Origin of the sequence: Empedobacter brevis NBRC 14943 = ATCC 43319, assembly GCF_000382425.1 — a bacterium.
Classification (GTDB): domain Bacteria; phylum Bacteroidota; class Bacteroidia; order Flavobacteriales; family Weeksellaceae; genus Empedobacter; species Empedobacter brevis.
This window is the reverse complement of the sequence record NZ_KB908291.1, coordinates 434,131-448,652: the sequence shown is the minus strand read 5'-3', so window position 1 is coordinate 448,652 and position 14,522 is coordinate 434,131. Positions and strand designations below refer to the sequence as shown.

The 14,522-nt window shown below is 32.4% G+C and carries 16 protein-coding genes; 8 read left to right on the top strand and 8 right to left on the bottom strand.

The window, feature by feature from the left end; genetic code table 11:
- Nucleotides 1-8: 8 nt before the first annotated feature.
- From H277_RS0102360 to H277_RS0102340, 5 genes are all read right to left on the bottom strand, one after another.
- Nucleotides 9-674, bottom strand: a complete 666-nt coding sequence (locus tag H277_RS0102360; RefSeq protein ID WP_019973966.1) for an ATP-dependent Clp protease proteolytic subunit — start codon at nucleotides 672-674, stop codon at nucleotides 9-11.
- An 89-nt stretch (nucleotides 675-763) separates the two neighbouring features.
- Nucleotides 764-1,036, bottom strand: coding sequence for a hypothetical protein (locus H277_RS0102355; protein WP_019973965.1), 273 nt, complete (start codon nucleotides 1,034-1,036; stop codon nucleotides 764-766).
- Nucleotides 1,017-1,511 (bottom strand): RNA polymerase sigma factor, encoded by a 495-nt coding sequence (locus H277_RS0102350; protein ID WP_019973964.1) that lies wholly within the window; start codon nucleotides 1,509-1,511, stop codon nucleotides 1,017-1,019. The genes H277_RS0102355 and H277_RS0102350 overlap by 20 nt, the downstream gene beginning before the upstream one ends.
- Before the next feature lie 497 nt (nucleotides 1,512-2,008).
- A complete protein-coding gene (locus tag H277_RS0102345) occupies nucleotides 2,009-3,643 on the bottom strand; it encodes a GIY-YIG nuclease family protein (protein WP_026357363.1) in 1,635 nt (544 codons plus the stop codon).
- Between the two features lie 219 nt (nucleotides 3,644-3,862).
- Entirely contained in the window at nucleotides 3,863-4,924 is a 1,062-nt protein-coding gene (locus H277_RS0102340) for a PIN domain-containing protein (RefSeq protein WP_019973962.1), read from the bottom strand.
- A 307-nt stretch (nucleotides 4,925-5,231) separates the two neighbouring features.
- On the opposite strand from H277_RS0102340, the gene H277_RS0102335 reads away from it, so the two are divergent.
- The 7 genes from H277_RS0102335 (at nucleotide 5,232) to H277_RS0102305 (ending at nucleotide 10,759) form a co-directional block, all read left to right on the top strand.
- Entirely contained in the window at nucleotides 5,232-7,049 is a 1,818-nt protein-coding gene (locus H277_RS0102335) for a C1 family peptidase (protein ID WP_019973961.1), read from the top strand.
- Nucleotides 7,046-7,576, top strand: a complete 531-nt coding sequence (locus H277_RS0102330) for a hypothetical protein (protein WP_019973960.1) — start codon at nucleotides 7,046-7,048, stop codon at nucleotides 7,574-7,576. Before H277_RS0102335 ends, H277_RS0102330 begins: the two co-directional genes overlap by 4 nt.
- Before the next feature lie 163 nt (nucleotides 7,577-7,739).
- Nucleotides 7,740-7,886, top strand: coding sequence for a hypothetical protein (locus H277_RS20125; RefSeq protein ID WP_154652436.1), 147 nt, complete (start codon nucleotides 7,740-7,742; stop codon nucleotides 7,884-7,886).
- A gap of 9 nt (nucleotides 7,887-7,895) precedes the next feature.
- Nucleotides 7,896-8,501 (top strand): hypothetical protein, encoded by a 606-nt coding sequence (locus H277_RS0102320; protein ID WP_146810336.1) that lies wholly within the window; start codon nucleotides 7,896-7,898, stop codon nucleotides 8,499-8,501.
- Nucleotides 8,502-8,663: 162 nt separating this feature from the next.
- Nucleotides 8,664-9,017 carry a hypothetical protein gene (locus H277_RS0102315; protein WP_019973957.1) on the top strand — a complete coding sequence of 118 codons (354 nt, stop codon included), beginning with the start codon at nucleotides 8,664-8,666 and terminating at the stop codon, nucleotides 9,015-9,017.
- Nucleotides 9,018-9,075: 58 nt separating this feature from the next.
- Entirely contained in the window at nucleotides 9,076-10,278 is a 1,203-nt protein-coding gene (locus H277_RS0102310) for a C10 family peptidase (RefSeq protein WP_019973956.1), read from the top strand.
- A 10-nt stretch (nucleotides 10,279-10,288) separates the two neighbouring features.
- Entirely contained in the window at nucleotides 10,289-10,759 is a 471-nt protein-coding gene (locus tag H277_RS0102305) for a hypothetical protein (protein ID WP_146810338.1), read from the top strand.
- A 125-nt stretch (nucleotides 10,760-10,884) separates the two neighbouring features.
- Here H277_RS0102305 and H277_RS0102300 read toward each other — a convergent pair whose 3' ends face one another.
- Nucleotides 10,885-11,142, bottom strand: a complete 258-nt coding sequence (locus H277_RS0102300; RefSeq protein WP_019973954.1) for a hypothetical protein — start codon at nucleotides 11,140-11,142, stop codon at nucleotides 10,885-10,887.
- A 3-nt stretch (nucleotides 11,143-11,145) separates the two neighbouring features.
- A complete protein-coding gene (locus H277_RS20300) occupies nucleotides 11,146-11,283 on the bottom strand; it encodes a hypothetical protein (RefSeq protein WP_019973953.1) in 138 nt (45 codons plus the stop codon).
- A 918-nt stretch (nucleotides 11,284-12,201) separates the two neighbouring features.
- On the opposite strand from H277_RS20300, the gene H277_RS0102290 reads away from it, so the two are divergent.
- The gene (locus H277_RS0102290; RefSeq protein ID WP_019973952.1) at nucleotides 12,202-12,645 is read left to right on the top strand and encodes a hypothetical protein; all 444 of its coding nucleotides are present in this window, start codon (nucleotides 12,202-12,204) and stop codon (nucleotides 12,643-12,645) included.
- Nucleotides 12,646-12,780: 135 nt separating this feature from the next.
- Here the strand turns inward: H277_RS0102290 and H277_RS0102285 are convergent, their stop codons facing one another.
- Entirely contained in the window at nucleotides 12,781-14,445 is a 1,665-nt protein-coding gene (locus H277_RS0102285; protein ID WP_019973951.1) for a DUF262 domain-containing protein, read from the bottom strand.
- Nucleotides 14,446-14,522 lie beyond the last annotated feature (77 nt).

Below are 14,522 nucleotides of genomic sequence, written 5' to 3'. Positions count from 1 at the left end.
GAATATGTTCAGGCGCGGATCAAAATTTCATCTACCAGTCCGAGTTCTTTCGCCACCGGGGCTGTCATCCAGTAATCACGGTCCGAAAGCTGCCTGATTTTTTCGATAGCGTTACCCGAATGGCCGGCAATGATTTGAAACAATTCGTTCTGCACGTTTAACACCTCCTGCAGGCTGATTTCCATATCTCTTGCGGTTCCCTGCGTACCGCCGGACGCCTGGTGAATCATCACTCTCGAATGTTTCAGCACCGCACGTTTCCCCTTAGCGCCCGCACAAAGTAATACCGCCGCCATAGACGCCGCCCATCCCGTGCAAATGGTGGCAACATCCGGACTGATATACTGCATGGTGTCGTAAATCCCTAATCCCGCATAAACAGCGCCTCCGCCTGAGTTGATGTAAATGGAAATGTCTCTTTTGGCATCGAGCGATTGCAGAAAGAGCAGCTGTGCCTGTATAATGTTGGCTACCTGGTCGTCTACAGCCTGGCCCAGGAAAATAATCCGGTCCATCATCAAACGCGAGAAAACGTCCATTTGCGCCACGTTCAGCGTTCTTTCCTCCATGATATAAGGTGTCATGGATTGGGTGATGTATTTTTCGGTGTTCACGGAATTTATGCCATGTTCCAGTCGTGCGTATTTGGTAAATTCGTGGTGGATGTTTTTCATCGTATATAAGTTAAAAAATGAGACAAAAGAAGGGCTGTTTCTTTTTTTTGAAAAGAAAGCAGAGGTGTCAATAAGAAGCACATCATGTGTTACAAAAACAGCTTCAGTATGCGGTTTTTCAGCGTATTTTTAGCATGGGGACAAAAGAGTTCATCATGCACCTCGTTTATTTCCTGCCGCAGTTCTCTTCTGCCTGCTTCCAGGATGAGATCAACCGCTTTTTTCTGATGTGCTATTTCCGATGCAAAATCGGCATCCAGAATAGTGTAGGCTTCCGCCAATGCTTTTTCCTCCGGCTGTAAAGCATCCGGACAGAAAAGCAGCTTTTCAATCAGGGCTGTTTTATTCAAAGAAACTCTCATAACGCAACGCATTTTGTTTCACGGTTTCCCGGATTTTTTCCAAACATTTGTATTTCTGTACTGCTGTTGAGTGGTGAGACGAAAAACCGAATTCCTCTTTTATCCGCTCAACATTCCGGTTGTCATAATAAAAACGCTGCAACAGTTTCATGCATTTTTCGCCTGCCGAATGCAACAGTTGCAAAAGGCGGTTATCGTCAACTGAAAGTACCGGCTCCTCGCTGACATCAGTCGTATCCTTCCGGAATTTAGACGCGTCGCCAACCTGCTTAAACCAAAGGTTCTTGCAGATACCAAACAAATACGCCGCTTCGTTTACAGGGCCTTCCCAGTCCTTTTTTTCGTACAGAATCACCAGGCCTTCCTGAAAAATATCTTTCGCATCTTCCAGCGTGCCGCCCCTTTTTGAAATAAAGGCTGCCACTTTCGGAAAATAAGCGTTGTACCATTGTGTAATGCGTTCCTTTCGTTCCATTTTGACACCTGTTTTCTTATACGTACTAAATTTAGGAATATAATCACCTTATCCGGTGCTATTTTTTTTAGCAATCGAATTTTTTGACGGATTCGAAACATAAAAAGTGCGGTACTGCTTTATGCTGACAGGAGGGGAGTCGGGCGTATCCCTTGCCTTTTAATCCCCCCGGTTTAAACCGGAGGCGAAAACGCAAAGGGTCGGGAGAACTTCGTTCGCAATTTTCATCAAAAGCAACATTTAGTTGCTTTTTTTTCACTTGTACTACAAGTCCTCGCTCGTTCCTCGCTGTGGGCTTTCCACTGCTATCCCTTACGCGGATTCTGGTTCATGGTTAAACACTACTTCGTTATAGATGCTATTCAATAATAGTATATTTACAAAAAGGTCGTTGCAATGCAACGACCTTTTTGTTTGTTATCATTTAATTGTGATTACGGTTTAAGTTTTGAGTTTTCACTTACTCCGCGTTTTGCAAAACTTTTGTTAGCGGTTTGTTATTCTCTATTTATTTCGTCCACAACTTCTTTAATTACTTTAATTGCCTTATCGTATTCAGTCTTGAAAAACTCTCTACGTGGGTCAACTCTATAAGCATCTAGTCTTAAATGAATTTCTTTTTCAGCCTTTATACAATCTTTTACATTCCATTCTTGCGATTTGTAAAATTTGTCAGGAACACTAGTTTTTGAAAGTTGTCTAACTCGTTCATCAACGTCATATCTTGTCAGTCCAATTTTGAAGATATTTTTTTCCATTATTGGATTTCTAAGAATGTATATGAAACCTGCATTCTTGTCTTTATATAATTCAGTTTCTTTTTCAACAATTAAATCGTCTTCTTTTGCTTCAAACCAGCTTAAACTTTGGTTTACCCAAGTCCTTCCGTGAATTGGATTTCCTTTTTTGTCCAACCCAATTTCATCAATAGCAATTTTTTTCCAATAACCACCACTTTGAACTTTAAAAAGGTCGTCTCGTAATTTGATTTTGTCTGGAGAAAAAACATTGTTTACGTCAATTGAATAAAGTGATTTAGTCGCTGATTTATAACCGAAAACGTTATTAAATTTTCTTTTAGTTAATGGACTACTAATTTGTTTTTTAAATTGTGTGTCTAATACTTCTTCAACTATTGCATCCTCTTTTGAATTAAAAAAATAAGGCAAATACAAGGATAATTTTATTACTTCAAAAATCGCATTAAAGCCTTCCACCTTTTGTTTACTACTTTCATAGGTTCTCTTCAAATCTTCGGATATAAAACTTCCTTTTCCATCCAAAAACCCGTCAATTTCATCTGTAACAACGTTAAACATTAGGTTAGTTTCTTCTGCTATATATCTTGCATCAATTGTCATTGTTTCCAAGTCAATTCTACTGGCAACTAAAACTTTTATATACTTTTTGTCGTTATCAAGATATTCATATTCAATCTCATTAGTTTTAAGGGTTTCTTTTATCTCATCAATAAGTTTCGTTTTGTTTGAGTTTTGTGTGTCAAATTTTAATGAACTTTTATCTAAAAAAATTTCAGAAGTCTTTTTCTTGCCTGTAATCATTAGAACTGTTATTTCATTATCTCTTCTGATGATTGAAACGCCTGCAATAATATATTCTTCATCCTCGTCATTTTTGAATTTAATTTCTTCAAGGTCTTTTCCAACGTTGAAGTTGTAAATAATGTCAGGTGTTATATTCTCATCAATTAGAGTTTTGTTGTCTTCAAATTCTTTGGAAGTTATATAGTCAATGAAGTCAAAAAACGATATCAAATAATTCTCTTCTTCTATAAGTTCAAAATAAATTTCGGGTTTCCTGTAATTGAAAAATGCCTCCATAATATTGAACATTACAGGCATACTTCTTAAACCGTATTTCCAAGCTCTATTATTAAACTCTTTCAAATAGTGACGAAGTGAATTTTCTGTAATTAGATCGCAGTTTGATAAATATTGGGCTTCTAATGATTTGATGACTTTTTCCCAACATTTTTTTATAAACTCTTGATGTTTTTTATCGTTTCCAAATCTTTCCTCCAATTTTTCAATGGTTTCAAAATAAGCTTTTGAACCACTAGGAGGTAGCACACCATCAAATATATTTTGTCGTCTTTCGATATTACTTTTCATTGGATTGTCTTATAGTGACGCCTGACGTTCGAGTGCTTTGTAAAGTGGCTGTAAATTGAAGATGAAAAGTTTCAATTTAGCGACACATTAAGCAAAAGCCAATTAATTTAATAAATTTAAGAAAAAAAGTCAATGTAGTTGGCTTTTTGCGATATAGAAAGCCTAAACTTTCAATTTAGTACTTAATCCGCCATTGCGTCAAACCTTTATTATGTGCAGTTATATATCATGAACATCAGTTATTTCAAAGTCATGAATGCCGTCTTCATCTATTAAAAAATTAAAATAAACTTTAAATTCGGCATCTTCTGAACCAATAAATGGAAATTTATCATCACCTGGATCGCGTACAGAATTATATCCATAACCTTGTATTTCACCACTAACTTCTAAAATTCCACTTATTATTGCATTTTCTTCTAATACTTCAATTTCAACTTCACTACAATTTCCCCAATGAAATTCATTGATTTCTGCATACCCCCCCATATTAATCAAATGACTTTCTTCAAAATATTTATCTAAATCAACTCTCTCAATGTAGTTTGAAATATTATCTGCTACTTTATCAATATAATTATCCCATAAAATATTATGTACATAGTCTTCGTTGATATTCTCTTTTTCAAGCCAAGAAATGAATTTTTGTTTGTTTTCTTCTTGTTGTTTTTCAAAATAACTGTTATGAATTTTGTGAATTTCTTTGAAGCTATTAATAAGAATTATTTTAGAACATTCCTTTTGGAGCTCAGGATGAATTATAAAAGTTTCATCTACTTGTTTTTGCCCAAAGTCATTAACATTTTGAGTTAATAAATAGCAATTTTCAAGTCTATTTTCATTTATGTGAGTTATGTAAGTCTGCCATATCAAAGCATCTTTTATTTCTGTTTTCTTTTCTGTAAATGGTTTTAATCTTTTTATTGCCTTTTCTAATACTATCGGTAAGAAATCATTATTAATTGGTAATATATGGAAAGAACTCAACTTTGATAAGTTTTCAAAAAAACTCTCTAATTGTTTTATCAAATTTTGTTTATCAGGAACAGGAAATCTATGAAAATCTAAAATTTGCTTACTGCTATTTATGTTTATGTTTTTAATATCAATTATTATTTTGTCTAAATTTTTCTCATAATTATGTAATAGCTCTTTTATTACAACTTCTGAAATAAAAATATTTACTCGCTTAAGTCTACATGCATTCAAAACCTCCTTTTTAAAAATTTCTTTAAAAAATGGATCTGTAAATAAAATGGATGTATCAATAAAAATGTTCATTGGATGTTACGGAGATTTGTATAATTGCCTATAACACTCAAATATACGAAAGTTTTTATATCGAGTAACATTTTAGAATAATTTCTCTCAAGAGAGAAATATTAAGACGTTTTTATTGTCTGCTTTTTATAAAGTAGTAAGAAATACAAGCAGAATGCCTATGCTGACGAAGGAAGGGGAAAAACAAGAAAGAATAATAACAAATGGCATCTAATTCTAGTAAAAAATCAAAAATTAAACGTTTATCAAGTAGTTGATTATCAATTTTAAATTTATATTTACGATAACCAAAATAAATCACTACTTAATGAAAAGATTATTATTACTGTTTATGGTATGCCTGTTAGCAGGTTGTACTCATGATGAATTTAATGAACCCATAAAAGATTCTGCAATGCCTGATGAAATTGTGCATCGTACCCTTTCGTTTGATGAATTTTATATTACCTTTTCCGGTAATGAATCGCTTTTAGGTAAGCAAATACAAGCCCTTGCCCAAACTAGAAATGGGAAGCTAAATAAATCAACCACTGAATCAGGTGGTACATCTGACGATGATGTAGAAATTATGGTCGATTACTATCATGATGCTGTTCATGGCAATGAAACCTATTCATTTGTAACCAAAGAATTTAAAACAAAAGGCGATTATTTAGAGAAATTTGTTGTAACCATAGAAAATGGTGTCAATAAATCAGGATATTTACGGTATTACCCGGAAGGTGACAAAATTGAAGAGCTTTTTACCGGAAGAGTAGAACTTACAAATGCCTCGCAAACCATTCGTTTTAGTAACTACTTTGTGAAAGGGGTTCGCGACGAAAGAACTACCTATGGCGTACAGAAAGACTGTACTATGGTATTTACATTCGGTTATACCAGATGCTCTCATAGTGGCAATCATGAATACGGAGAATCATGCAACAGAGGGCTGATAAACGACGCTTATTTATATGTATTAACTCGCGTTTTCTGTACAACCACAATAACCAGCGATATCCAGGAAATGCCTAACCAGATTATTGATATAAATCCCGGCAGAACCGGCGGGGGTGGCGGGACATCATCTTCTACCATAAAGTTCGAGAATTTTGTAAACATACTCAACACAGCAACCAAAAGCTGGTTATTGGAGAATTACGATATAAAACTGATTGTTTCAGGTTACCTGGTACAACAAAACTTTTCGGAAGAAAGCAAACAAACGGCTACCGCCTTATTAAATTTTATAGTTAATGATAATGTCCTGAAAACCAATAATAATAAATTAACAGAACATATAGTTCGCAGCAGCCTGATGGGTAGTGAATTTAGTGCTCAGCAGTTTATGACGTTTTGGAATAATTTAACCCAACAGGAAAAAATGATTTTACAAAATTATGCTAACAATGGGTTATCAGTAAATAATAGTTCCTTAACACCATCAACAACAACTTTTCTCTCTTCGTTTTTAAGTTTTAGTGTGCAAAACCAAAATATATCATTTAGTGACCTTTGGTTTAATCGGAATGAAAACATTGATTACGTAATTTCTGATTATAATAATAATACGATAGGTAACTATGATAACACTATATATCAAATAGTTAACATTCAACAAGATTGGACTAATGTTGGTCCTGTTATTTCTCCATCATCTTTTATTGGCTGGGGATATGGAAATTTAAAACAAGATTGTATGGTTTATTGTAAAGAGCAATTAAAGAATGTAGGCTTCCAGATTTCTAATTATTTTGCGAATGGGCAAACTTTTCAAGTTTATAAGGAAAGCGAGGGCGTTAATTTTGATGAATTAAAAAAAGGAATAAGTTATTTGAACTATGCTCTTTCAAATGGAATTCCAGTAATTGTAGGAGTAGATTTAAAGTCAGGACAATCAACTAATCCTAATACAGATGGTACCACGGACCATTTTATTGTAATTGTTGGAATGGGTCAAGATTCTTCAGGAAAATTCCTGAGATTTTATGATAACGCAACCAGTAATCAAAGTAGTGGAACACATGTAGACAATAAACTATATTATAATCCATCCTCTGGAAAATTGATTGGTTACAGTAAAGCTAGCTATGCTAAAGGCAAGTCATATACATTAACAATGATTAGAAAAAGTAAGTCGCTATGAAATTAATTTTTTTATCTTTTTTTCTTTTAATACTCAGCTGCAAAAGTATTAAAGAATACGAATATATAGCAGACATAAATGACAGTAAGTACATAGATTTTCTTGAACAAAGTGGAGAAAACGCCTATACAAATATAGTATTGAAAAATGGAAAATATTATTTGTACAAACCGTGTGATTTAGGGTATCGACAGTTCATATCTTTGGACAAAGACAAAGTCACTATCGAAACAGCAGAAACTGTTGAATATCGTATTCATCATGTAAATAGTTATAATAACGTGACAGTGTATGATGTGTATGATGACTTTGGAAAAGGAAAACTTTTAATGAAGACTCTTGATAATGACAAGACTATTTTTAAACTGGAATATGAAAACGTTACATCTTACTTTTTAATGACTTCCTTTTCTTCAGCTCAAAATTACACATTGATAATTCACAATTGTAAAGAAAAGAAAGCAGAAATGATTTTTGATGATATTGATTTGGAAAACATTTGGAACAATGGTTTCGAACAAAAATAACAGCCGATAATTATTGAGTCAACATCGGTTACCGACCGCAAAAAATTGTCGAGTATTCTTGCAAACGATTCATTTGAGAATAAAATCACCTTTTTTATTGTTGAAAAAAAAGATGATTATTACTTAATTAGAAGTGCCGATTATCGATTTAGACTTGAAGAGCATGATGAAAGTTTTTGGGAGAGATAAATTTCCTAAAACCAATTATTTTGGTGCAACAGGACATATTGATATTTTTGATGGTATTAAATGTAAAGTAAGCTGTCATTTTCAAGACGCCTTAGAAATTCATTTTTGGGAATTAAATTAAATGTTTAATATGAAAAAATTATACACCTTTATAATATTGTTAATTAATACTTTAGCTTTTTCTCAAGAGAATGATATCTACTGTGCTATTTTTGAAAACCCTAAAAACTTTGAATATTTAAATTTCTACAACCAGGACACGAAAAAAAATATGGATAAATTCAGGGTAATGGATTCTATATTTCTTATACGTGGCAAAGAGTTTAAATATGACGAGCAGACCCATTTTTCTGACAAATTAGGCGATAGCATTATTTCAGCAGATTCCTATCCCGGAGCTTTGTGTTATGGAACTCATATAAAAAAAATGAGTCTGCTTTTTACAGAGACAGAACGAGATTCATTATATTTCAGAGCCTTAAAAGCTGAAAAAAATACCGTTAATATAGTTAGCCCAAAAGTCGAAATGATTTCTACCATTCCTGAAAATAACTGGTATTTTTTAGTATCAAACATTATTTATACTACAGATAATAAAACAGCATTTGTAACGGTTTATACCCGTAATAACAGTGAAATGTGGGGAGACAGGTTTTACGGAATTTCATTTTTCATAATGACTTTGAAACATGGAAAATGGAAACAAACACATGCAGATGAGCAAGGTAATTTATAGAATAGTGCGAATAAAAAGTCAAGGGATTTTCCTTGCCTGCCTTTTATTATCAATTATTTACAGAGGATATTATAATTCCATTTTTGGAAATTAAACTAGCTGTATTATGAAAAAAATATGCAGTGAAATATCAATTTACAATTACATAGATACCTGAATATTATGAAAAATCTTGTTTTTATTTTAGTGTTCCTGCAACTATCATCTCACTGTTTAGATGGTAAAATTCTAAATGAATTTACTCAATCAAAAGAGGTGGAGTATTTTAACATTAAGCAATTTATTTTTATCGAAAATGGGTATTTAGATTATTTTGAAAATATAAAACAACAAAAAGCAATAATTATAATTTCCAAAGACAAAGTGACAGACAAAAAATATTTTGAAATATATAAAATCACTAAAGAGAAAGATAATGTAAAAAAAGTTTTTATTCGATATCAACATTTAAATGCCTATTTCATTTTAGAGTGTACACCGGACAGTTTGTTAAATATCGAGTCCGGGCAATCGTAACCTGTAACCAAACTAGTAGAATTTATAAATAATTTAATTAGTTTAAAAACCTGAAAAGATGAAAAAAATTAAACGAGTACAATGGTTAACTGTTCTGATTTTTATTTTGGGAACATTCTTTTCCTGTAGTGATACAGATATGACGGATATGGATTTATCAGCTGCGAATGATGAGTTTATGGTAAGCAAAACAACAGCAGAAAGCATTGCAAAGGGCCTGGTTTTAATTAATACAAGAGAAAACTTAACCAATAGACCTCTGAAAAGCGCTGCAATAAAACAGCAAAAAGAAATAGAATCTATTTTAGAGGTTCCGGACGAAAAAAAGAAAGCGGCTTATTTTATTATCAATTATAAAGAAGGAGGATTTGTTATTTTAGCCGGAGACAAACGCTCAGAACCTGTTTTGGCCTTTTCTGAAACGAATCGGTTTGATATTGATAATGACTACTTTCCGACAGGTTTGGTCAGTTGGCTGTATAGTTCCAAAGAGAATATCGAAAAAATCCGAAAGGAGAATCCTAAAAGTACGGTACAAATTGAGAATCAATGGAAAAACTTACAAGAAGGAGGCGCTGATGTTGTTTCCTATCGTATAATACCTCCGGAAGAGCCAGATTGTACACCGTATACCATACAAAAAGGTCCTTTTCTTCAAACAACCTGGGGGCAGGGGTGTGGATACAATTCACAAACCCCATCAATGTCTTGTGGTCCTTGCAGCCATGCCTGGACAGGTTGTGTTGCTACTGCTATGGCGCAGGTCATGAAGTACCATCAGTATCCGGCAAGTTACAGTTGGTCGGCTATGCCCGATTCGTATGGTACAGCTACGACTTCCGCATTAATGAGTGCTATCGGTGTTGCTGTTAATATGTCCTATGAATGCAACGGCTCGGGAGCTGATACGCAAGATGAAGTAGCGTCTTCTTTTAGGAACGATTTTGGCTACAGTTCTGCTACATATTCCGGTTATAACTATCAGACGGTTAAAAATGAATTGAATGCTAACCGGCCGGTTATCCTCAGAGGTGGCAGAAAATCGGGCTGGTGGATTTTTTCACAATACAAAGACGGCCATGCATGGGTATGCGACGGTTACCTAAACTATACTGACCCTTGCTGGGGTTCTATGTTAAAATACAATATGAATTGGGGATGGGACGGTACTTATAACGGCTGGTATAGTTTTAATAACTTTAATCCCGGAGAGCATACCTTCAATTATAAAACAGGTATGGTATATAATATTAAACCTTAAAATAAACATTATGAAACACTTACTTTTTTTCTTAACCTACATGATTATTACAGCTTGTCAGTCAGATGATAATAATGAGCAATTTATTGTAGACACAGCTATTAATATCGCTGTAAAAGATAATGACGGGAATGATTTGCTTAACCCAAATAATTCAAATGCTTTGAATCAAAATGAATTTCAAATCATTTATGAAATTGATGGTAAACAAACAGTGGTGAATGATAAAAACCTTAATTATCCGAACGGCTTTTTTGTTTATCCGCATGAAAAAGAATATAGAATAAGAATATTTCCTAACACCACTAAAAACAGTTCAAATCCAATAACCTATGTGAAATGGAATAAAACAGACACCGATACCATAAGGTGTGAAATTAACAGAAGCGGAAATACTGAAGTTTGTAAAAAAGTTTGGCTAAATAATAAACTGGTATGGGAAGCTTATGATACAGAAAGATTTTTTGAAATCATAAAATAAAGAATTCAGAAAATAGTATACTTATAAAAAGGTCGTTGCAATGCAACGACCTTTTGTTTGTTTATATTTAATTGTGGTTTAAGTATTGAGTTTGCTTGTTTACTCGCTATTTCATCAATACAATATTATAGTAGTTTTTTTTCAACTGTAATTAACCAACCGTCTCGAGTAGCTAAAAGTATTAATTCTTGCATATCTTCAAAACTTGGAATTCTAGCTTGTCCTCTAGCAGCTTGAAGTGTATTATCAGGTTTTCTCCAAATAAACCTATAGCCATTTTCAGTACTTCCATCATCATAAACGTATTCGCACCATTGGAAACACAGTTTCCATTCACCTGAAGTTCCATTTGATACTTCGTTAAGAATATTTACTCTCGCCATTTTTTATTTCTTTGGTTTCGGTGTCGATTTAGAAGGTTTTAATGATGGTGTATTTCCGGGTGTTCCTTTGTTGTCACGCTGACGTTGGTCTGGTTTCCCAGTTGACTCTGCAATTCTTTTTGGTCCTGGTTTAAGTGCCATAATGTTAATTTTTAATGATTAATTATTTAATTTACGTTCTGTCATTTCAATATTTGGTTTAACTATAAACTCTTAGAAGTTTCGTTTAATTTTCATAAACGGATATATTTTGAGAGTTTTCACAATAACCAATATAAAAAAATCCTTCACTATATTTTATCTCTTTTTGCACATCTAAAATGTTTTAACCAAACGAAGATATTTATAAATTCTACAAAGATTTAATTTAGTTATTGACATAACAATTTAAAATCCTTTTTTTTCGGTTTCTACACATTGATGACGCACAACACCCAAATATCCGAAAGCTTTTAAATTGAGTAATATTTTCGAATATTTTGTTAAAATTAGCGTATTTTGTTACGTGTTATAGTTATTGTGTAAATATAATGGATATTTCTTAAACTATACAATAAATAACTGGTGTGCAGTAAAATAGATTGAATCTAAAATAGGTTTTACAGAGTTATACTCCCTTGTTTATCTGGCAGCCAAGGGGTACAGGCTGACCTTCCAAATCTTTAAATACCTGCTGTAACCGTTCCAATACACTTTTGGTGCGGTTTTCCCAATGTGACAATATGTGGCTAACGGAAAAAGCATTGGCGGTAGTTAAAACTTTAACCACCATTTTTAGCAGGACTTAGTAAAATTATTTTTTCATATATATAATCTCTTTTACAGAGCAATAGAAATTAATCCTATTAACTGTTTTATAAAAATAGTTCTATTTCAGAATAAGCCTGATAATCTATGGATAAAAAGCACAATCTACGCTGTGTGTTTAAGATGCGTTTTTAAAGATTTTAAGTAGCACTTTTAGTAAAGTACAATCATAACAAATCACTGTATGGAGAATTATTATTAAAAAAAATGGTGGTTTTATATATTTTTGGTTTCTTTGAAAAAACACTACCCATGCAAAAACATAACTACGTAACACGTAAAACAGCTGTCGTACTTTCTTTATTATTTTCCGCCTTATTTTTTTCCTGTAATGAAGACGATTGCTATGAACCATCGAAAGAGATTATTTTTGAATTTGTCAACAGCAATAACGAAAACTTAATCGAAAACGGTAGTATAAATGCTTCCAACATTGCTATAAACAAAATAGTAAATGCGAATTATCATGTTGGCATCAACGGAAACAAGGTGGTAAACAATAGGGTAGTCTTACACCCAGCCATTAGCAGGTACGACGGTACTCAGGAATTTATGTTTATAACCAATCTAAAGCTTTTTAACTTTCATATTGCTTCCTCTAAAGTCGCCAACTGCAATGCGTATACGATTAACGACATCACTTTCGACAGCGTTAATTCTACGAAATACGAAGAGTATTACAAAATAACATTATAATGGTAAAAAGGTCGTTGCAATGCAACGACCTTTTTGTTTGTTTTTGTTCCTGTTTGTAAATTGGTAATAATAGGAGGGAAGGGTTTGCAAAATTTGAATTAAACCGCTATTTCGCTAATACCTTGTTAGCAGAAGTTATTTTACAAGTTCTGAAATCATAGTATCCTGCCTTTCATTAATTAAAGCAGGATTCCAATCAATTTGCTTTGTGAAAATTTTTCCACTTGGAAATATATCTATTCTGCCATTAAAATATCTATTCTTTTTTTCTGAAAAATCTAAGTTACTAAGTAAAGAATTCTTCTTTTTACTTATCAATATTAAATTACCTAATTTGTGGGTCAATTTCTCTCGATCTTCTTCATTAAATATTTTTTTCCATTCACTAGTTTCAACAGGATTTTGAGGTAAAATATGCTCTACACTTATTGTTTTATAGTTTGAAAGGTGAACAGTATTATCACCTAACAAATATTCATACTTCAAAAGTATATATCTTGTAAATCTCCTTCCATAGATGTCATCTCTAAGTATAGATTCCAAAGATTCTTTATTGACAGTAAAAAGCTTGCTGTTATTTAAAACTTCATCTGGAGTATTACTCAACTCGATGATTTTAAGTATCGAATTCATGTTATCAATCCTTTGTGTTGGAGTAAATTGCAGGATCCAATCAGAACTAAACTTGTAATCAACCTTTTTTAAAAATTCAAATAATTTATTATCTCCAAATTTTTTGAAATATAAAAGTACTGATGGAATCCAATCGCCAGATGGAAGTCCAATATCCATTATTGTTAGAAGATTTTTATATTCATTTGAAAGATTATCTGAGGTATTCAATTTAATGATTATATCATAAATATTTTTATACTCATTAACTAAATCAATAGTTTCTTTACCTTTCTTAAGAAATTCTTTTTTATAAATATTATCTTCAAATTCATCTAACAAATTTAGTCTGGCTTTTTCTTTGACAATTATTGTTCTAATAAATGATAAAAATCTATCAAAATCGTTTCCTAATTCTCCTTCAATTTCTTCCCATTTTTTTGCATATTTTTCTCTTTCTTTTTCATCTGAAATTTCTCCAATATTTATTGACTTTAAAATATCTGCACTTGTTAAAGGAATTCCTCTGTTATTTAAGATAGTGAACATTCTAAATGCATCTTCACGGTTTTCTGTGGAAACATATATGAAAATTAGTTTTAACCCTAGAAATACACCGAAGTCCTCAATTTCCTTTTCACTTTTTTCCTTAAAAAAAGTTTTCATAGTTTCTATAGCATTTGCCATATGTGAGATAGAAACATTTTTACTATCGATTAACGAAAGAATATCCTTTTTTAAAGTTCCTCCTTTCTCAAGTATATAATTTTTAATAAAATGATCTACATTATCTCTTATTTTGTATTCAATTCTAATACGTTCAGGAATCCCTTTATACTTGTTTTCTTTTTGGAAAATTCTATCTTGACATGCATCTTTCAAATCTTGATTGTTCGAAGAATCTCTTAAAACAGACATTAATATAAAGAAAGTTGTTAATCTTTGTTGACCATCTAATACTTCAAATTCATTAAATTTAGTTTCAGTAGTTTTCTTTAAAACAAGTGAACCTAAAAAATATTCGCTTTCCGATTTGTTTAAGTAGGCGAACCATAAATCATCTAGTAAATCTTGAATATTATCAGTATCCCATACGTATGATCTTTGATATTCTGGGATTAAAAACCAAAAATCTGAGAATATAAAATTTAACTCTTTTTTTTCTGCAATAATTTTGTTTTCTTTCATAAAAATGGTTAGTGTTCTTTGTTTTTATAATTTTTGCTAACGATTCGGGGATTTACGAATTGGTGGATATTGAAGCG